The sequence below is a fragment of the Ruegeria sp. L12 genome (genome assembly GCF_056531745.1).
Genome location: NZ_JBQFMH010000001.1, coordinates 569,400 through 587,808 on the forward strand (window position 1 = coordinate 569,400; position 18,409 = coordinate 587,808).

19 protein-coding genes are annotated in these 18,409 nt (G+C 56.7%); 8 read left to right on the forward strand and 11 right to left on the reverse strand.

The window, feature by feature from the left end; all coding sequences use genetic code 11:
• Window positions 1-100: 100 nt before the first annotated feature.
• From ACR0K9_RS02810 to ACR0K9_RS02830, 5 genes are all read right to left on the reverse strand, one after another.
• On the reverse strand, window positions 101-490 hold the full coding sequence (locus ACR0K9_RS02810; protein ID WP_480820567.1) for a VOC family protein: 390 nt from the start codon (window positions 488-490) through the stop codon (window positions 101-103).
• Window positions 491-496: 6 nt separating this feature from the next.
• Complete coding sequence (locus ACR0K9_RS02815; protein WP_480531898.1) at window positions 497-1,321, reverse strand: arginyltransferase; 825 nt, start codon at window positions 1,319-1,321, stop codon at window positions 497-499.
• 74 nt (window positions 1,322-1,395) lie between these two features.
• Window positions 1,396-1,827, reverse strand: coding sequence for an RDD family protein (locus ACR0K9_RS02820; protein ID WP_480820569.1), 432 nt, complete (start codon window positions 1,825-1,827; stop codon window positions 1,396-1,398).
• 63 nt (window positions 1,828-1,890) lie between these two features.
• On the reverse strand, window positions 1,891-2,316 hold the full coding sequence (locus ACR0K9_RS02825; protein ID WP_480531902.1) for a DUF2852 domain-containing protein: 426 nt from the start codon (window positions 2,314-2,316) through the stop codon (window positions 1,891-1,893).
• Window positions 2,317-2,533: 217 nt separating this feature from the next.
• Entirely contained in the window at window positions 2,534-3,211 is a 678-nt protein-coding gene (locus tag ACR0K9_RS02830) for an SOS response-associated peptidase (protein WP_480820571.1), read from the reverse strand.
• Window positions 3,212-3,440: 229 nt separating this feature from the next.
• Here ACR0K9_RS02830 and ACR0K9_RS02835 point away from each other — a divergent pair, with 229 nt between their 5' ends.
• Genes ACR0K9_RS02835 through ACR0K9_RS02855 form a run of 5 tightly spaced genes read left to right on the forward strand, consistent with a single transcriptional unit; the run spans window position 3,441 to window position 8,656 of the window.
• Window positions 3,441-3,830, forward strand: coding sequence for a DUF4440 domain-containing protein (locus ACR0K9_RS02835; protein WP_480820573.1), 390 nt, complete (start codon window positions 3,441-3,443; stop codon window positions 3,828-3,830).
• Window positions 3,827-6,598, forward strand: a complete 2,772-nt coding sequence (locus tag ACR0K9_RS02840) for a [protein-PII] uridylyltransferase family protein (protein ID WP_480820575.1) — start codon at window positions 3,827-3,829, stop codon at window positions 6,596-6,598. Before ACR0K9_RS02835 ends, ACR0K9_RS02840 begins: the two co-directional genes overlap by 4 nt.
• Before the next feature lie 2 nt (window positions 6,599-6,600).
• Window positions 6,601-6,873: a hypothetical protein gene (locus ACR0K9_RS02845; RefSeq protein WP_480820577.1), complete on the forward strand. Its 273-nt coding sequence runs from the start codon at window positions 6,601-6,603 to the stop codon at window positions 6,871-6,873.
• Between the two features lie 41 nt (window positions 6,874-6,914).
• Window positions 6,915-8,117: an RSP_2647 family RNA methyltransferase gene (locus tag ACR0K9_RS02850; protein ID WP_480820579.1), complete on the forward strand. Its 1,203-nt coding sequence runs from the start codon at window positions 6,915-6,917 to the stop codon at window positions 8,115-8,117.
• Complete coding sequence (locus ACR0K9_RS02855; protein WP_480820581.1) at window positions 8,114-8,656, forward strand: RSP_2648 family PIN domain-containing protein; 543 nt, start codon at window positions 8,114-8,116, stop codon at window positions 8,654-8,656. The genes ACR0K9_RS02850 and ACR0K9_RS02855 overlap by 4 nt, the downstream gene beginning before the upstream one ends.
• A gap of 70 nt (window positions 8,657-8,726) precedes the next feature.
• Here ACR0K9_RS02855 and ACR0K9_RS02860 read toward each other — a convergent pair whose 3' ends face one another.
• A complete protein-coding gene (locus ACR0K9_RS02860) occupies window positions 8,727-9,416 on the reverse strand; it encodes a M48 family metallopeptidase (protein ID WP_480820583.1) in 690 nt (229 codons plus the stop codon).
• Window positions 9,417-9,547: 131 nt separating this feature from the next.
• Complete coding sequence (locus tag ACR0K9_RS02865; protein ID WP_480820585.1) at window positions 9,548-10,498, reverse strand: helix-turn-helix transcriptional regulator; 951 nt, start codon at window positions 10,496-10,498, stop codon at window positions 9,548-9,550.
• Between the two features lie 78 nt (window positions 10,499-10,576).
• On the opposite strand from ACR0K9_RS02865, the gene ACR0K9_RS02870 reads away from it, so the two are divergent.
• Complete coding sequence (locus ACR0K9_RS02870; protein WP_480820587.1) at window positions 10,577-11,071, forward strand: DUF1579 domain-containing protein; 495 nt, start codon at window positions 10,577-10,579, stop codon at window positions 11,069-11,071.
• Between the two features lie 411 nt (window positions 11,072-11,482).
• Here ACR0K9_RS02870 and ACR0K9_RS02875 read toward each other — a convergent pair whose 3' ends face one another.
• Entirely contained in the window at window positions 11,483-12,655 is a 1,173-nt protein-coding gene (locus ACR0K9_RS02875; RefSeq protein ID WP_480820589.1) for an adenylate/guanylate cyclase domain-containing protein, read from the reverse strand.
• Between the two features lie 131 nt (window positions 12,656-12,786).
• Between ACR0K9_RS02875 and ACR0K9_RS02880 the strand changes: the two genes are divergently transcribed.
• Window positions 12,787-14,397, forward strand: a complete 1,611-nt coding sequence (locus ACR0K9_RS02880) for an arylsulfatase (RefSeq protein WP_480820591.1) — start codon at window positions 12,787-12,789, stop codon at window positions 14,395-14,397.
• A 153-nt stretch (window positions 14,398-14,550) separates the two neighbouring features.
• On the opposite strand, the gene ACR0K9_RS02885 is transcribed toward ACR0K9_RS02880, so the two are convergent.
• The 3 genes from ACR0K9_RS02885 to ACR0K9_RS02895 form a co-directional block, all read right to left on the reverse strand.
• A complete protein-coding gene (locus ACR0K9_RS02885; protein ID WP_480820593.1) occupies window positions 14,551-16,287 on the reverse strand; it encodes an adenylate/guanylate cyclase domain-containing protein in 1,737 nt (578 codons plus the stop codon).
• Window positions 16,288-16,358: 71 nt separating this feature from the next.
• A complete protein-coding gene (locus ACR0K9_RS02890; protein WP_480820595.1) occupies window positions 16,359-17,828 on the reverse strand; it encodes a flavin-containing monooxygenase in 1,470 nt (489 codons plus the stop codon).
• On the reverse strand, window positions 17,825-18,064 hold the full coding sequence (locus tag ACR0K9_RS02895; protein WP_480820597.1) for a hypothetical protein: 240 nt from the start codon (window positions 18,062-18,064) through the stop codon (window positions 17,825-17,827). Before ACR0K9_RS02895 ends, ACR0K9_RS02890 begins: the two co-directional genes overlap by 4 nt.
• Before the next feature lie 141 nt (window positions 18,065-18,205).
• On the opposite strand from ACR0K9_RS02895, the gene ACR0K9_RS02900 reads away from it, so the two are divergent.
• Window positions 18,206-18,409: hypothetical protein (locus tag ACR0K9_RS02900; protein WP_480820599.1), on the forward strand; the 204-nt coding region annotated here is incomplete at its 3' end.

The following is an 18,409-nucleotide window of genomic DNA, read 5'->3' on the forward strand; positions in this document are numbered from 1 at the left end:
ACCGGCCCCCTTTGCTTTGTTTTTTGGGGAAGGGGTCAGCCCCTTCTTGGCCTGCGGCCAATTCAGCCCCGAGATATTTTTGGCCAGATGAAGAGGCGGATCAGGAGAATTGGATCAGGTCCCAGCGATTTCCAAACGGGTCGCGCCAGACTGCGACGATGCCGTAGGGTACATGGCGCGGGGCTTCCTCGAACCCGACACCGGCTTCGAGCATGGCGCTGTGGTCACGGTGGAAATCATCGGTTTCCAGAAAAAAGCCGACGCGGCCTCCGGTCTGGTTGCCGATTGCGGCGGCCTGTTCCCTGCCATCCGCTTTTGCCAGCAACAATGATGCTCCGACCGACCCCGGAGGGGTGACGCGGACCCAGCGCTTGTCCTCGCCCAGGTCGATATCCTGAGTCAGCGTGAATTTCAGAACGCCCGTGTAGAACGCAATCGCCGCGTCGTAATCCGGAACCACAAGGGTAACCGCATGAAGGCTCTGCCGCATGACGGATCAGCCTTTGGTCGGGCGCCGGTCGGGCAGTTGGATATTCGCCACCTGCTCGGCAATCGGGGCTGAGGACAGGGGGTGATGCGAGGCCTGCGCGTATTCCTCGGGGTTTTCGATCAGTTGCCATTCGCCCCGTGAATAGACCTGCAGCCCTGCGAATTTGGCTTTGTATCCCATCTTGGGGCTGCCGGGCACCCAGTAGCCCAGGTAGATATAGGGCAGCCCGGCTTCGCGCGCGATCTCGATATGATCAAGGATCATATAGGTGCCCAGCGAGTTCTGCTGGAACTTAGGATCGTAGAACGAGTAGACCATGCTCAACCCATCTTCGAGCACATCGGTCAGGCTGACCGCGATCAATTCGTCGGTTTCAGGGTCTGCATATTCAACGACGCGACTGCGGATCGGGGTTTCCTCGATCATGGCGGCGAATTCGAACACATCCATATCGGCCATGCCGCCATCGGCGTGGCGGGCATCGAGATAGCGACGGAACAGCTCGAACTGTTCATCCGTGGCCCAGGGCGAGGTGGCGCGCCGCTTAAGAAAGCCATTTCGCTTGCCCGCGCGTTTCTGGCTTTTGCTGGGACGGAAGGCCGAGACGTCGATCCGGGCCGACAGACAGGCGGAACAATCGGTGCAGGAGGGGCGGTAGAGCACATTCTGCGAGCGCCTAAACCCCTGCTGCGACAGGCAATTGTTCAGCTGGTCCGCGCCTTCCCCCTGAAGGGCGGTGAACAGTTTGCGTTCCATCCTGCCCTCAAGATAAGGGCAGGGTTGGGGGGCGGTCACATAGAACTGTGGCGCGATTGGCAGCGTGTGTCGCATGTAGGTCCCGCGTTTCTTCGGGACGGATGATAGCAACGGTTCCCGGCGCCGCCAAGAGACTCACAGAGTTGTTTTCAGGCGCGCCGATTGATCATGACTGTGCCAAGGAAGACATCCGTCAGGCCCTGATTTCGCGCGCTGGTCATCATCATGATGACCGAGATGATCTGCAGCACGGGGATTGCCATGCTGACGAAATAGCCTGCCGTATGCGCGACGGCCTTGCCGGTGTCCATGCGCGCGCCGAAGGCGTCGCGCAACTCGATCCCCATGAAGCGCATGCCCAGGGTGGCAGAGCCGTTTGCGATGGTGACCACGCGGTAGACGAAGCTGACGACGGCATAAATCAGGGCAATGAAAAACAGCCCCAGAAAGGCGGTAAACAGAACCGCCACTGTGCACAGCAACGAGATGAAAGCGATGTCAAACAGCCATGCGAAAAAGCGCTTGGTGGCCACGGATTGGTAAAACTCCGGCTGGCTGTCGGGATCGGGCAGGTGGGTCATGAGTGGGTCCGGTTGTTAGGCAAAGGCACCCTGTCCCGAGATGCGGGACAGGGCAAGGCAGGATCAGGCAGGCTGTTCGCCATTTTCCGCATCATCGCGATTGTCGCGGGCGCGTTCGTCCATGAACTGATCGAATTCGGCTTTGTCCTTGGCGTCGCGCAGGCGGCGCAGGAAGGATTCGAAATCCTTCTGTTCACGTTCCAGGCGTGCCAAAGTGTCGGCCTTGTAGGCGTCAAAGGCGCTGTTGCCCGAGGGTTTCATAGCGCTCATGTGGCTGTTCCACGACGAACGGCGGCTGCAGGATTTGCTGAACATGCGTTTGCTCCAGATCATGTAGGCCAGAAAGGCCAGGCCGATGGGCCAGAAGAAGATAAAGCCAAGGACCATTGCGGCGATCCAGGCCCCTTTGCCCTTGCTGTCAAGCCAGGCTTCGGCGCGGTGCAGCCAGCCCGGGTTTGCAGGAACGGCGTGTTCGGACAATGCGGTCATTTGGGTTCTCCTGGTTGATGTGAATTCTGTTTACATTGCCTAGATGGGAGGGGGATGTCGCTAATGCAAGGGGTCATGTGAAAAAGATTTACATTGGTTTGCCGCAGCCGGATTGATTTATGCGGAGGTGGCAAGAGTGTGATGCTGACTACTTCTTCAGCAACGATAACCTAAGCAATGTAAACGCGGCTTCTTGTCTGACCAAAGTCCACTCAGCTCAGAACTCGAAGCGGGTTTGGACCGGCGGCGCAAAAGGCTCCAACAGTTCTTCACCATCTGTACCGGCCTTGATCGGTTTCACCGTGTGATACTCAATGCGGCCTTCGTATCCCGTTCCAAGCGTTTTCTGTGCGTCTTGCGGGGTAATAACACCAGTCAACCAGTTCTCGATCTCCTCTGGTGTCAGGATGACGGGCATACGGTTGTGAATGTGTGATATCTGCGGGCTCGGGCTGCGCGTCATGATACTACAACTGTGTTTGCCATCCTTGGTCCGATAGAAGCCGGCAAAGAACAGCGTTGGTGAATTGCGCCTCACCGAAACATAGGTCGGACAATTGTGGCCCTGATCCTGTTGCCATTCATAATAACCAAGTGCCGGGATAAGGCAGCGGCCGTGATCCCAGTAGTCTTGCCAGAAGCTGACATTTTTAATTTTGGAATTGATCATCGGCTTCTTGCTGCGGGGATCGGTGATTTGCCAGCGGGCAGTGGTTAGCTCGGCACAAGCGCCATTCCAACGGATCATGCTTATCTGATCGGTGGGGGAAATATTGTAGCCACCCGAAGGAAGAGGGCTGGGCAAGTGCGGCGAGACTTTCCCATAGAGAAAGAACTCCATGATCGCCAACATCTCTTTTTGCGTCAGGTGACCGGCTGCAAATTTTCCGCACATAAAATCAAGCCTAGGCGGGTTCGGAAGTTGCAACAAGTGCTGGGTTGGTTTGGCCGGGGTTGGGATTGAACATCGTTGATATGAAATCCGGTTTTATCGCAGATCAAAAAACACTAGGGTGCCGAAAGACCAAACGCCGATAAGGGGATATGGGCTCGCGTTTTCAAAACTTTATGCGCCTTTCCACCACCTTTCAGCGAACCACAGCCAACAATAGTAGTTTCTGGCCATGCAAGATATTGAAAATAAATCCGCCCCAACACTCGATCAGATGCTTTCGCTGGAAAAACAGGTCTGGACGGCGTTGGTGGACGGCAATGCGCAGGCTGACCGGGCGTTGCTGAGCCCTGATTTTCTGGGGGTCTATCCGAGCGGATTTGCCAACCGTGATGATCATGTGGGGCAGTTTGCCGATGCACCGACGATGGCCACATATGAGTTGTCCGAGGCCAAGCTGCGGGTTCTGACATCGGACATCGTGCTGTTGACCTATCGTGCGGACTATACGCGCCCGGATGCGACAGGGGCGGAGGCGATGCTGATTTCCTCGCTTTGGGAGCGGCGGCATGATGTCTGGATCAACAGTTTCAGCCAGGACACGCCGTTGGAGCGCATATGAGCCTTGCCATCAACAGAACTCCGCGGGCATTTGACGCCGCTCTTGGCGCAGAAACTCGCGCTGCACTGCCGGATCTGACTGCCGAACAGGGTGAGTTGATCGCAGGTACAGCCGGGTCGAGCCCCTATCTGAAAGGGCTGATTGATCAAGAACGGGATTGGCTGCCCGAGGCGTTGCTGAATCCGGATCAGGCTTTGGCGGATGTGATGACTGCTGCGCGGGCGGTGCCCGCCGACCAGTTGAAACCCGGTCTGCGGCGGGCCAAGCGGCAGATGGCGCTTCTGACGGCTCTGGCCGATCTGGCCGGGGCGTGGCCACTGGAGAAGGTGACAGGGGCCCTGACCGATTTCGGTGCACTGGCGGCGGATGTGGCCGCCAAGGCCGAGATTGCCGCTCTGATCCGCCGGGGAAAGTTGCCCGGTATGACCGAAGAGGATGTCGAAACCGCTGCCGGGATGGTCATTCTGGCGATGGGCAAGATGGGTGCGTATGAGCTGAACTATAGCTCAGATATCGACCTGATCGTGTTGTTTGACGAAACACGCTTTGACCCGGATGACTTCTACGAGGCCCGGCAGGGCATGGTCCGGGCGACGCGGAATTTCTGCGCCACGCTGAGTGACAAGACGGCAGACGGCTATGTCTTCCGCACCGATCTGCGGCTGCGACCTGATCCGGCTGTCACGCCGGTCTGTCTGGCGATGGAACCGGCTGAGCGGTATTATGAAAGCGTTGGCCGGACGTGGGAACGCGCGGCCTATATCAAAGCACGCGCCTGCGCCGGGGACATCGCGGCGGGCGAACGCTTTCTCGAGGCGCTGCGCCCGTTCGTCTGGCGGCGGCATCTGGATTTCGCCGCCATTCAGGACGCCCATGACATGCGCCTGCGCATTCGCGAAAACAAAGGGACAGGCGGAAGCCTCTCGATCCCCGGTCATGACATGAAGCTGGGGCAGGGCGGTATCAGAGAGATCGAGTTTTTCACTCAGACTCGCCAGTTGATCGCCGGGGGGCGCGACCCGGATCTGCGCGTGCGCGGCACGGTGCCGGGGCTGGCGGCATTGGCCGCCAAGGGTTGGGTGCCCGAAGAGGTCGCCGAAAAGCTGACCGATCATTACCGCGCCCATCGCGAGGTCGAGCATCGCATCCAGATGGTACACGACGCCCAGACCCACAAGGTGCCGCAATCCGAAGACGGGATTGAGAGGGTCGCCTGCCTGATGGGCTTCAGCAGCACCGAACTGCGGGCCGATCTGACCCGCCGCCTGACCGAGGTGCATGAACTGACCGAAGGCTTCTTTGCCCCCGGTGCCAGCCCGCGCCCTGCAGCCACGCAAGAGGTTGAATTCGACAAGGGGGTACTGGCCCGCTGGACCACCTATCCGGCGCTACGCTCACAGCGCGGTGCGCGCATTTTCGAACGTCTGCGGCCCGAGCTTTTGTCACGCCTTGCCAAGACCGCGAAACCCGACGAGGCCCTGATGGCGCTTGATGGCTTTCTGGCCGGGCTACCCGCCGGGGTGCAGCTGTTTTCACTGTTCGAGGCGAACCCCCAGCTGATCGATCTGCTGGTTGATATCGTCGGAACCTCTCACGCGTTGGCAACGCATCTGTCGCGCAATGCCGCCGTGTTCGACGCGGTGATCGGCGGTAGCTTCTTCAGCGAATGGCCGGGTCAGGCAGCGTTGCGGGAGGATCTGACGCAGGCTTTGTCTGCGGAAGATGACTATGAAACTCAGCTCGACCTCGCCCGGCGCTGGTGCAAGGAATGGCATTTCCGCATCGGCGTCCACCATCTGCGCGGGCTCATCGAAGGGGCGCAGGCCGGGCAGCAATATGCGGAACTGGCGCAGGCCATAATCGCGTCGGTTCTGCCCTGTGTCGAAACCCAATTCTCCAAGAAACATGGGCCTGCGCCGGGGCGTGGAGCGGCGGTTCTGGGCATGGGCTCGCTTGGTGCCGGGCGGATCAATTCGCAATCCGATCTGGATATGATCGTCATCTACGACCCGCAGGATCAGGAGATGTCAGAGGGGCCGCGCCCGCTGGCCACGCGCACCTATTACGCGCGGTTCACGCAGGCGCTTATCACTGCGCTGTCAGCGCCGATGTCGCAGGGGAGGCTTTATGAGGTGGACATGCGCCTGCGCCCCTCGGGCAATCAGGGGCCTGTCGCCACCAGTTGGAGCAGTTTCACCAACTATCAGCAGAACGAGGCCTGGGTGTGGGAGCACCTTGCCCTGACGCGCGCGCATGTGGTGGCCGGGGATGCCGGGCTGGCAGCGGATATCGAAAGCTTCCGTGCCGAGTTCCTCTCGCGCCCCCGCGACCGTACCAAGGTTCTGACCGAGGTCGCTGAAATGCGCGCCCGTCTGGCGGCCGCAAAGGCTCCGGCAGGCGTTTGGGACGCCAAGAACGGTGCCGGACGGATGATGGATATCGAACTGCTGTCTCAGACCGGTGCCGTGCTGTCTGGTATCGTGCAGCGCGATGTGCATTCCGGTCTGGATGGCGCGGTCGCTGCCGGGCTGTTGGAGGTCGCGCAGGCGCAAACGCTGAAGGAGTGTTACGACCTATGCTGGTCAGTGCAATGCGCAGCACGGCTTCTGTCGGGTAAAGCCATCGAGGCGGACAAGATCGGTGAGGGTGGCACGGCGTTCCTCTGCCGGGCCACCGGGTTCGATCAGGTCGAAGATCTGCAGGCCGCGTTGCAGGACAGTTACAACACCGCCGCCGTTTTGATCGGCGACGTGGTTCAAGGAGGGTAAACATGCCGCGCAGTGACGATCCCAACGATCACAAGGGCCTGATCCGCGAGGCCTATCGCATCGACGGCATCACTTTGCCCGAATGCCGCAGCATCTTTCTCGACTGGGCGCTCAGCCTGCCCGAGGACCGGGATCAGAATGAGGCGCTGACCGCGCTGCACACACTTTATGCGGCGCAGGCGGGCGATCATCCGATGACGCAGGTGCTGGCCGAAGGGCTGCAATCGGCGCAAGCCCCCAGACGGCGCGGCGGCTGGCGCAACCGGAACCGCTAACGGGTCTTTCCCCTCAATCGGTTCACAGCTATGAGAGCGCCATGACCGCCTCATCCGACCGCCCCCGTATTCGCCTGAAACCCAAAGCCAACGCGCGCGGGCTGCGCCATGGTTTCCCATGGGTCTACGCCAATGACATCGTCACCGACCGACGCACCCGCAAGATCGCTGCCGGAGCCCTGGCGGTGCTGGAAGACGACAAGCGGCAGCCGATTGCGCTGGTCGCGGTCAATCCAGAGTCGAAAATCATGTGCCGGGTGCTGGATCGCGACATCGACGCCCAGCTTGACACTGACTGGTTCGAGACCCGCTTGCGCCGGGCACTGGAGCTGCGCGAACGCCTGTTCGATGCACCCTATTACCGTCTGATCCATGCCGAGGCTGATGGTTTCCCCGGCGTAATCATCGACCGGTTCGCAGACGCCTGCGTCATCCAGCCCAACGCCGCATGGGCCGAAGCGCATCTTGAGGCTCTGACGGATGCTCTGATCGCAGTGACGGGCGTGACCACGGTTCTGAAAAACGCCTCCGGTCGCACCCGAGGGCTGGAAGGACTCGACGACATCAACCAGACCCTGCGCGGAACGGCCCCCGAAGCCCCGCTTGCGGTTCCGATGAACGGCGCGACCTATATGGCCGACCTGACCGGTGGGCAGAAAACCGGCCTGTTCTACGACCAACGCCCAAACCACGCCTTTGCGGCCCGTCTGGTACATCCCCAAGCGCAGGTGTTGGACGTGTTCAGCCATGTTGGCGGTTTCGGTCTGGCCATGCTGGCCGGTGGTGCCGCGCAAGCACTTGCCGTCGACGGTTCTGCCGCCGCGCTGACGCTGGCCGGGCAGGGGGCCGAAGCAGCAGGTTTCGGCAACCGTTTTGCAACCCGTCAGGGCGATGCGTTTGATGTGCTGACACAATTGGGCGAGGAAGGCGCGATGTTCGATGTGGTCATCTGCGACCCCCCGGCCTTTGCGCCCTCGAAACAGGCACTTGATGCCGGTCTGCGCGCCTATGAACGGATCGCGCGCCTTGCCGCACCTCTGGTGAAACCGGGTGGCTATCTGGGCCTGTGTTCCTGCTCGCACGCCGCTGATCTGGGTCGGTTCCGCGATGCCTCCTCGCGCGGCATAGGCCGGGCAGGACGGCAGGCGCAACTGATCCATACCGGGTTCGCCGGCCCGGACCATCCGCAACTGCCGCAACTGGCCGAAAGCGGCTATCTCAAGGCCGTGTTCTACCGCCTATGAAAGCGGTTCTCGACACCTGCGTGATTTATCCCACGGTGATGCGGGAAATGCTGCTGGGGGCCGCCAAACTTGGCCATTTCCAACCGATCTGGTCCGCCCGCATCCTTGAGGAATGGGCCCGTGCCGCCCGCAAACTCGGCCCCGAGGGCGAGGCGCAAGCCCGCGCTGAAATCGCGCTGACACAAGCCAGTTGGCCCAAGGCCGAGCATCCATCGCCGCCGGGGCTGGAACGACGCCTCTGGCTGCCGGACGCCGCCGACATCCATGTTCTCGCAACAGCCGTGGCCAGTTCCGCCGATGTCATTGTCACCGTGAACGCAAAAGATTTTCCCAAACACTTTCTGGCCGAAGAAGGCCTCACCCGCCATGACCCCGACGGGCTGCTTCACAGATTCTGGCTGATAGACCCGGATGGCATCGCAAACATTGCCGCAGCGGTTTTGGCGCAAGCCAATCGCCTCTCAGGCGATCAATGGACCCTGCGCCCGTTGATGAAAAAAGCACGTCTGCCGCGACTTGGCAAAGCCCTCACAACCTGACCAAGATCCCAGCTTCATCTGGCCTAAAATATCCCGGGGAGCGCGAGGGGCTGGCCCCTCGCATCCGAACCTAACCACCCGCGTTCCAACGCTGTTCAAGCACCTCCAGCGCCGCAATCCGCTCATCCGTCTTGGGATGGCTCATCAGCCATGCCGGAACCACCCCGGCGCGCTGTTGGGTCAATTCCTCAAGCTTGTGAAACAGCGATTTCTGCGGCCCGATGCCAATCCCTGCCTTGGTCAGCAGGGCGGCGGCATATTCATCCGCCTCATACTCATCCCCGCGCGACAGCCGTGAGGCGAGAAGATGCGTCAGCATATTGGCAATCCACGCACCGATGAAGGGAATGAACCGGTTCAGCAGCATCATCAACGCCGCCCGCAGCGCGTTCTGGCCGGAAAAATCGATCATCCTGCGTCGCGCATGCCCCAGCGCCACATGGCCCAACTCATGCGCAATCACGCTGGCCATCTCTTCGGCCGAGACCTCTCCGTTGCAGAATTTGCGATAGAACCCGCGCGTGATGAATATCCGCCCATCCGGCGCGGCCAGCCCGTTCACGGGGTCGATCTCATAGATGTAGACAGGCACTCGATCAATCTCCAGCGCCGCCGCCAACCGGTCGGTCATGCGTTTCAGCGCCGGATCCGCCAGTTCGGTGGATTTCGCATCCAGCTCACGATGAGTGCGCCAGACGGAAATCCGGTACATCACGACGGCATAGGCAATGGCCAGCAGGATCGGGGTCAGGCGAAGCATGTGTTAGATATGGGAGCGCTAGATTTCGAGAGCAAATAAAAAGTGCAAAGTCTGTTGTGCGGGACAATGCGGAAGTTCATTGCGATCGCAAAGAGTGCTCGCTCATCTGCACTAAGCGGACCTCGGCGAATTCAAGATACATTTAGATCGATAACTTTGCGGGCCTCAGCGATCACGTCTTCTCGAAATGCGGCTGGCTCATGCACCTCGGCTTCAGAACCCAGAGACAAGACATCACGAACGGCCTTCACGCCAACCTCCATTTGTACGTTGACAGAGAACCATCCCTTTCGGTTCGGGATCTCAATAAGCGACTGCGGCGCAAAGCCCATTTCCGTCAACATGTTCAAACCTGTTGAGCTGACCCGAAGCGCAACGGGTTGAGACTTCAGCCGACGCTCGAAATCTGCGACCCAGCTGTGCCAAAAGGCGCTGACATCAAAATTCTTCGGGCGTGAGAACGTTTCATCGAGAACCTTGATGCTCCGGATACTTGCAATCTTATAGACACGTGGGGTTTCGACGAGCGCGACGAGATACCAGTTACCGGCTTTCAGCACAATCGCCAGGGGCGACACGACACGGTCCACGACACCGTTCCAGCTCTCGTATTCTATCGACAATTGCCTTTCATTCCACACCGCCGAGGCAACCTCGGACACAAATGGCGCCGTGGTCTTCTTTTGATACCAACCCTGGGGATCCAATAAGAACCGATCGGAAACAACAATTGCCTGATCGCGCGTGGTGCCAGAGAGCGACGCCATGACTTTCAGCTCTGTTTGGCTTGCGGCTTCCAGCAAACCAAGATCATCCAATGCATCGCCAAGCCCCGCCAGAAGCAGGGTGCGCGCTTCCTCCACATCAAGGCCCGTCAATCGGGTCTGGTATCCGTCTATCAACCGATAGCCGCCATTGCGTCCGCGATCGGCGAAAACCGGGACACCTGCATAGCTTAGCTGGTCGATGTCCCTGTGGATCGTGCGCAAGCTGACTTCAAATTCATCGGCCAATTGCTGTGCCGTCATCAGGCCGCGGATTTGAAGGCGTAACAAAATTGACAGTAAGCGAGAGGATTTCATTCGCTCTCCAAAAAACATGACACGGTTTGTCAGGTTATCTCTTTCATAAGCACTCATGTCACGAAAAAAGGAGAGACCATGCACACCGACCTCACCCCCGACGCAGCAGACGTTGTTCAGAATGATTTTGACTTCATGTTCGGGTCTTGGACCGTAAAGCACCGACGCTTGAAGGAGCGGCTGACAGGCAGCCGCGATTGGGACGTTTTCCAAGGGCGTTCGCACACGCAACCAATCCTTGCAGGCAATGGAAATGTAGAAGACAACCTGGTTGAGCTTCCAGGACAATCATATCGCGCCATTGCACTGCGCAGCTTCAACCCCAGTTCAGAGGAGTGGGCAATCTGGTGGCTCGACGGTCGATCACCACACACGCTTGATATACCGGTAAAGGGCACATTCACGGGGGATGTCGGTGAGTTTCGCGCACATGACGTATTGAATGGGCAGCCGCTCATCGTCAGATTTCTATGGAAAAAGGGGATCGTCCCACGATGGGAACAAGCTTTCTCGACTGATGATGGAGCCACCTGGGAAACCAACTGGACAATGGACTTTTCGCCGGTTGCCTGACAAACAATCGGGTTCTTCGGGATGGCGGAGTTTAGTACCGAGCGCTGCATCGGTAAGAATGTGCTCTCTGCAGACTTAGGCGGCCGCGCATCATCGGGGCTCAGGACATCTTGAAACCAGATGATGACGGCCCAGAGCTGCCGTTCGTCGCCAAGATCGACCGCTGCGGTGCGGCCCGTCAGACCGGACTTTCTCTGCCACTGCAAAAACCCGAGAGGTTGCGAATTAACAGATCGCGGACAATACTTTCACTCGCCTGTTGAGGGTGGATGACTACAGGGCAGCCCAAACCGGACTTTCATCGTCGGGCTTTGCAATCCCCAAAATGCGGGACAAACCAACCTTATGACACTTGGCGCCCGATCCTCGGTTCCTGCTTATTGCAATGCACCCAAAAAATGCAACACCGTATCAAGGCTCTCCTTCGACGAGAGAAAACAATTCGATTGGACGAGCAAGGCCACGAACTTCGTGAAACCCACAAGGGGAAAACAGATCAGGGGAGGCGTCGGCAATCGCAGACGTTGCCAGCACTCTTCGGCCAATAGATTTAGTCAAACCCTCAATTCGACTGGCAACGTTCACTGCGCCCCCGAGAACCGTGAAATCAAGTCTTCCAGGACTGCCGATGTTGCCATAGCTGACTTGCCCAACATTGATCCCGATCCCAACATCCAAAGACGGCTTTTTAACCTCGACGCGGCGACGGTTTAGGGTCGTTAAACCGGCCAGTACACTTTGTGCGGCTCGCGCTGCCTTTCGGCATCGGTCGGTGTGGTCAACCTGAGTTGCAATGGTGAAGACCGAGAGAATTCCGTCACCCATAAACTTGAGGACATCGCCACCGTTATCTTCCACAGATTGAACAACCAGATCAAAGTAGCCGCTCAGCGCGTTAAAAACATCTGCCTCGTTTGCAACTTCTGAAAGTGCCGTGAAACCTCTTAAATCAGAAAACATGACTACTGCATCAAGCGTTGTGCGTTCACCTCGCTTGATCCGCCCGTTCCACACAGCGTCGGAGGGCCCATCGCCAAGATATGTTCGTAATAGCCCCTTGGCTGACTTGCGCATCGTGACAGGTTCCAAAGCGCAAGACAGAGCAGGCAGTGCGGCCTCAATCAATTCCAGATGTTGCGGTGAAAAGCCATCTGGTTCCTGTGTGACAAATGTGCAGCCGTGCAGAGATCCGTCGCCATAATACATCAAAGTGGCATAGTAATCTGTGCCACCTAACTCAGCGAATTCAAGATATGATGAATGCTCAGTCTTTGGGTTCAGTTGTCGCAAACTTTTGTGAAGCGGCTTTCTGTGCTCCAGAATGTACTCAAATGAGCTACCAACATACCCTTCTGTCAACATCGTTTCGTGAGTTACGTCGTAGCTGTCGGTCCCATCAGGAGTCCAAACGACCCCCCATGCGATGAGTAAAGGATTGGCGAAACGCTGACCGATATTGACCCGCCAGAGCGGAACACCTTCCTCAATTAATGATGAGCAGAAATGAGAAACTACTTTCACCGGGTCGCCTGAGCGGCGTCCTTCGGTAATCATCCAGTCGGTTAGTTGTGCTATGGAGGCCATGTTCTCTAACTAGTCGCTTGGACAAAATGATCAAAGAACCTTGGCTCTACCCCACTATTGTCGGGTCGCTTGGGGACAAGATCATCGTCGATAGTGAAGTAAGCTCATCAGTGCAGCAATGGAGCCTCTGAATGCCGACAGGAAAACGACCAAATGTGATACTGATCTTGGCCGATGATCTGGGTTTTGCAGATTTGGGAGCCACCGGATCGGAAATACGCACTCCAAACATCGATGGCCTTGCAAGGGACGGTGTACTGCTAACTGCAATGTATAACTGCGCCCGCTGTTGCCCTACGCGGGCATCTCTTTTGACCGGATTGTACCCGCATAACGCCGGCGTGGGCCACATGGGGGCCAACCTGGGAACGCCTGCATACCAGGGGTTTTTACGGAATGACAGCGCCACCATAGCAGAGCACCTACGTGCTGGTGGCTATCGGACCTTGATGTCTGGCAAATGGCATGTCGCAGGAGACTTCATGGCGCGTGAAGTTGACAGCTGGCGGGTTGGAGATGTTGAGCATCCGACGCCGAGACAGCGCGGTTTTGATCGCTTCTATGGGATCATCGATGGCGTCACCCACTTCTTCTCGCCGCATTACATGCTCGAAGATGACAGCCGTGTCATGGCATTCCCTGATGACTTCTATTTCACGGATGCGATCACGGACAAGGCGATTGAAATGATCGAGGAAACACCCGACGGTCAGCCCTTTTTTCTTTATCTTGCACATACCGCACCGCATTGGCCCCTGCATGCCCATCCCGAGGACATCGCTCGCTATTATGGGGTGTATTCAGGTGGTTGGGACGCGATCCGTACCGCACGACACGAAACCATGAACAGCATGAACCTGTTTCAGAAGAACTGGGAAATTTCTCCGCGTGATGTTGCTGTTCACCCCTGGGAGGCCGAGCAGAATACCGATTGGGAGGCACGAAAGATGGCCACCTATGCTGCGATGGTAGACAGGATGGATCAATCCATCGGTAGACTTATCGCTGCGCTAAAGCAGTTGGGGCAGTTTGAAGATACTTTGATTTTGTTTTTGTCCGACAATGGCGGCTGCGCTGAATTCATGGCGGAAGACGGATGGGCAAAGTTCTTCCCGGATACCACAAATGACGGCCGCCCCATCGAAATGGGAAATCGCCCCGACGTGATGCCAGGCGGTGCCCAGACATATCAGAGCTATGACAAACCGTGGGCAAATGTCTCGAATGCGCCATTTCGATTGTTCAAGCATTACGTCCATGAAGGCGGTATTTCGACGCCGCTTATAGCGCACTGGCCCAATGGGTTTACCTCTGAGGCAAACGCGCACGCCGCCTGTCATGTCGTTGATGTGTTACCCACTATATTGGAAGCAACGGGATGCCAGTACCAAAGCGAGGTAGGTGGTCACGAAATTCAACCCATGCAAGGGCAGTCATTGATGGACCTGTTCCGCGGCAAGGACTGGGCGCGAGAAGAGCCTATCTTTTTCGAACATGAAGGAAACTCGGCAGTGCGGCTGGGTCAGTTCAAACTTGTCAGGCAGCATGGGCAAGATTGGGAACTCTATGACATCGAAGCGGATCGCACGGAGTTGACTAATTTGAGAGGGAGCAACGTCGAATTGGAGGCAGACCTGATTGGTCAATACAATAACTGGGCCAAACAGACAGGTGTTATGGATTGGAATGTTGCGCTTCCGAGGCTGCTAGCGGCTTGGAAAATTGAAACAGCAGAAGGATAGTTGACTTCACGCAGCGTTCAGAACCGTCCATCTCAGCACTCCAAGGAGTGGACCCTCTCCAGCCGGAACCGGGCATCCTTCCAACAATAGTAAATTGTGCCTCCGCACGTTGTTTGCTTTCGATCACCGGCAATTATTCCAAAGTTGGTGGCGCTAATCAGGAATGCCTGCGGCTGCCAGCATTTTATAGTAGGCATCATAGATCTCCGGCTTAGCGATAGAGATACGAGCGCGCATATCCCGAAACATTGAAACGCTAAAATCAGGTTCCCGCGACATGTGAATACGCGCGAGCTCTTTTGCTCGGTTCGCATTACCTAGAGCCATCTCCGCGACAAGTTCATTAAGGCGGAATACAGTCACTGTGTTATGAAATGCACGCATTTTTTGAGCGGTTTCCTTGAGACCGCGCCAGTTCTCTTCTGCAATTTGCGATAAGCTAATTCCCATATAGACTCGGTAATTCAACGGATCACTTGGATTGAGCCGGAGCGCCTCTCTGGCATGAGCTTGTGCTATCTGCGCTTCACCCATCAGGCCATGCAATACGCAACTGGATCCCCAAGCTGAAACGCAGTTTGGGCTTCTCTCGACGACTTGGTCCACCAATGACAAACCGTACTCTGTGTCCTCTGACAGAAAAGCGAGAACGTAACCGGCATATGCTTGCGCCTCCAGGTCATGATGTGATGCGGCCAGAGCCTCATGTGCCAGCTGAATTGCGCAATCAAATTGGGCCTCGTTTGGTCGCGTATCCGGGTTCCACAGCAAAGTTCGGATCCAGCCTCGAAGAGCGCTTGCCAATGGGTACTCACTTGAGAGTGAAAGAGCTTTTGACAAATGGTCGTCCGCTTCAGTGAAATTGAACCTGTAGATTGAGGCCTGCGCCCGCAGGAAGTGATCATATGCTCCCAGGGTGTCCGGACGCTTGTGGGCAGATCGGTCTATTTCTGCCTGTCTTATTCCTGGTGCAATTGAAGCTACGACGGCCTCAGTGATCTGGTCCTGGAGGTCAAAAATATCGTCGAGCCTCCCATCGTATCGATCCGCCCAGACATGCGATCCGGTTTCCGCGTCAATCAGCTGCCCAGTCACACGTAACCGGTTACCAGCTCCGCGAACAAAACCCTCCAGCACGTAGCGGACACCAAGTTCACGGCCGATGCGACGAACATCAACCGAAAGTCCTTTGTAAGAAAATGAAGAATTTCGGGCGACCACGAATATCCAGGGCACTCTAGATAAGCTGGTGATTATATCTTCGGTTATACCTTCTGCAAAGTAATCTTGTTCGGCGTCGGACGACAGATTGTCAAACGCCAATACGGCCACCGAAGGCTTGTCTGGGCGAGATTGAATAATCAGGGGTACAGTAGCGAATGCCGCCTGCACTAAGTAGGCGGTCACAGGGCGCGCTATATTCTTCAGGTATTGCGGCCCCAATTCGGTGAACGAAACATCCACTTTGCCTGCAACGTCTTCGTAAATCCGCCCTGAAACGATGATACCTCCGGGTGGAGCCAGACCTTCCAGCCGAGCGGCAATATTGACGCCATCGCCAAGAACGTCACCGTCGTCGTCAAAAACATCACCCGCATGAATTCCCATACGAAATTGCATTTCCGGGCTTTTTCCGCGTGCCGCGTTCCGCTCAACCATCTGGCGCTGCATCGTTTCCGCACAAGCTATGGCGTCAAACGCCGAAGGAAACTCTGCAAGAAAACCGTCACCGGTCTTTTTGAACAGCCGTCCTCCATTCAAAGCCACATGCGGTTCCAGTGCTCGAAAGTGGCCCTTGTATGTCTGCAAAGTGGCTTCCTCGTCAGCACTGACAAGCGCGCTATAGCCAACAATATCAGCAGCAAGTATGGCCGCCAGGTGTCGTTCCAATCAAAAACTCTCCCGCGTATCCATTGTAAATGAATGTCAAAACGATATTAGGAGCTTCGCGTACCAATCGCTCAGACCACATCTCGAAAGTCGGCCGCACGATAAGGCACAATCAGCTCAGAAATCGGCGCCAGGAAACCGCGTTTGCGAAGCGGGTCCGCACTCATGTCGAGTAAGAGTTCATCGTGATAGTGGCACATGTGAAGTAGAAGTGTGGCGGAACGTGCTGGCCCTTCTGGCATCCAGGATTGTTTCCAGGACTTGAGCGCATCGATATCGCTTTGCATGGCCTCAGCATCCGGTATTAGCACACGACCTGCAACGACTTCCGCAAGCCATTTGGCCTGAAGCGCGAAGGTCGTCACACTCATGAAGGAGGATGCCCGACCCACGAATGCAAGGTTTGGCACCGAGGGGTGCAGGACATGGCGGTATAAATAGAACCCATCCGGCCCATCATCCAATGAGTTGAGTATTGACTTCGGTAGATATGGGTAGCCGGTCTTCCAGCCCGTGCCGAAGACCACGCAATCGACCTCAAGAGAATCCCCATCCGCAAGGTCGATCCCGTTGGAAGAGAATGCACTCACACCTGTTCGATGTGCAGAAATCTTGCCTGATCGGATAGAGTCGATGAGCCCCGGACGTGGAACCATGGTCACTTCCGTAAACGCGTCGATTTCGACAGGCGTCTCGGGCATCAGGGTCTCACCACGTGCGATTTGCGTTCGCAATCGTTGCTGGGTACTGAGCAGCAGTTCTACGACACGCCAGAACAGCCAGGGCAACGGATATCCTATTGAGTGGATAGCGCGCACGATTGGGCTGGGTCTGACATACGGAGGGATCAGGGCTGCAACGAGGCGTGTCAGCATTCCCCATTTGAACGGAAGAACACCCAGCAGTTTGCGCGGAACAGGCCAGTGTGCGGTTCGGAATACGAGGTGAACCTTTTCCGCGACATCCACAGCCGAACCCGCTATATCTGTGGCACTTTTTCCGTAACCGATTACAGCGAGACGACGACCTTCGAGTTGCGATATGTCTTTAATTTCGCTGGCGTGAAGAACTTCTCCTCCAAAATCTTCACGTTTGGGAATGTTCGGGACATTTGGTGTTTCTGAATAGAGTCCGGCTGCAACGACAACGAGATCGGCCTCAATACTTTCAGAACTTTCGGAACCATCAACTTCAAGTGACCACCGTTTACCTTTGCGCTCAATCAAGGTGACGCGAGCGCCTAACCGTAGACGCTCTCGTATACCGAAATGATCACAATAATCCTCCAGGTACTCCCGAAAGACCGGCCCCGGAGTGAAATGAGACGCTTCTTCGGAAAGCGGAAAATCCGGGAACTCGTACAGGTCCTTTTGCACCTGAACGCCAAAATCGTGGTATCCATCCGCCCAGACGCCGCCGAGGTACGGGTTGCGATCAAATACAGTGCAGTGAATGCCAACCTTCGTCAGGCATTTTGCGGTTGCAAGCCCAGAAACCCCCGCACCAATGATAGCGGCGGTTTTGACTTCCCCCACTATCATGCCTCAATTCCCCGTCGCAAAATTCGCGATAAACCCAGGAGAACAACGCCAAGAAGCCAGAGCGCCAGAACATAGGCACCGAACACAGTCCAAAGCGCCCATACCCACAGGCCTTGCCAAATTGTCTTGGTTTGATTTAACCCGGTCTGACCGAGGCGAGAACTCAAAATGAACAACATATTGAGCATCCCAATCACGGCGCCGAGTGCTGTTCCAATCCAAAAGAAATCGCCCATAACAGCCCTCCAAGGCGACATCAGGATATCACGAAATCACAGTTTTAGATAGCAAGACGGCCATTAGCGCTTTGGAAATCACAGACGGCATCGAAGTCGCCGTTGCCGTCATGCCCAAGAGAACTCGTTCAATATATTACCTTGCCCGCTCGCTCCAAGATTGTCCCTACAGCCTGTTTCAATGAGTTATTGGAGGAAGCCGCAGCAGCAGCAATTGGTAGCGAGATTGGTGTCGGAAAGGTGAACGCCGAAATTTTGCAAAGTTCTCAATCTGCGGTTTCGCTTTCAAGGGCGGATTTAGATCGCATCGGGGTCATGGTTCTCTCTGGGGTCGAACGAGCCGCC

Excerpts from the sequence above, each read along its gene's own strand:
- ACR0K9_RS02810 (WP_480820567.1), bottom strand. The coding sequence starts at position 490 with ATGCGGCAGAGCCTTCATGCGGTTACCCTTGTGGTTCCGGATTACGAC.
- ACR0K9_RS02815 (WP_480531898.1), bottom strand. The coding sequence starts at position 1,321 with ATGCGACACACGCTGCCAATCGCGCCACAGTTCTATGTGACCGCCCCC.
- ACR0K9_RS02820 (WP_480820569.1), bottom strand. The coding sequence starts at position 1,827 with ATGACCCACCTGCCCGATCCCGACAGCCAGCCGGAGTTTTACCAATCC.
- ACR0K9_RS02825 (WP_480531902.1), bottom strand. The coding sequence starts at position 2,316 with ATGACCGCATTGTCCGAACACGCCGTTCCTGCAAACCCGGGCTGGCTG.
- ACR0K9_RS02830 (WP_480820571.1), bottom strand. The coding sequence starts at position 3,211 with ATGTGCGGAAAATTTGCAGCCGGTCACCTGACGCAAAAAGAGATGTTG.
- ACR0K9_RS02835 (WP_480820573.1), top strand. The coding sequence starts at position 3,441 with ATGCAAGATATTGAAAATAAATCCGCCCCAACACTCGATCAGATGCTT.
- ACR0K9_RS02840 (WP_480820575.1), top strand. The coding sequence starts at position 3,827 with ATGAGCCTTGCCATCAACAGAACTCCGCGGGCATTTGACGCCGCTCTT.
- ACR0K9_RS02845 (WP_480820577.1), top strand. The coding sequence starts at position 6,601 with ATGCCGCGCAGTGACGATCCCAACGATCACAAGGGCCTGATCCGCGAG.
- ACR0K9_RS02850 (WP_480820579.1), top strand. The coding sequence starts at position 6,915 with ATGACCGCCTCATCCGACCGCCCCCGTATTCGCCTGAAACCCAAAGCC.
- ACR0K9_RS02855 (WP_480820581.1), top strand. The coding sequence starts at position 8,114 with ATGAAAGCGGTTCTCGACACCTGCGTGATTTATCCCACGGTGATGCGG.
- ACR0K9_RS02860 (WP_480820583.1), bottom strand. The coding sequence starts at position 9,416 with ATGCTTCGCCTGACCCCGATCCTGCTGGCCATTGCCTATGCCGTCGTG.
- ACR0K9_RS02865 (WP_480820585.1), bottom strand. The coding sequence starts at position 10,498 with ATGAAATCCTCTCGCTTACTGTCAATTTTGTTACGCCTTCAAATCCGC.
- ACR0K9_RS02870 (WP_480820587.1), top strand. The coding sequence starts at position 10,577 with ATGCACACCGACCTCACCCCCGACGCAGCAGACGTTGTTCAGAATGAT.
- ACR0K9_RS02875 (WP_480820589.1), bottom strand. The coding sequence starts at position 12,655 with ATGGCCTCCATAGCACAACTAACCGACTGGATGATTACCGAAGGACGC.
- ACR0K9_RS02880 (WP_480820591.1), top strand. The coding sequence starts at position 12,787 with ATGCCGACAGGAAAACGACCAAATGTGATACTGATCTTGGCCGATGAT.
- ACR0K9_RS02890 (WP_480820595.1), bottom strand. The coding sequence starts at position 17,828 with ATGATAGTGGGGGAAGTCAAAACCGCCGCTATCATTGGTGCGGGGGTT.
- ACR0K9_RS02895 (WP_480820597.1), bottom strand. The coding sequence starts at position 18,064 with ATGGGCGATTTCTTTTGGATTGGAACAGCACTCGGCGCCGTGATTGGG.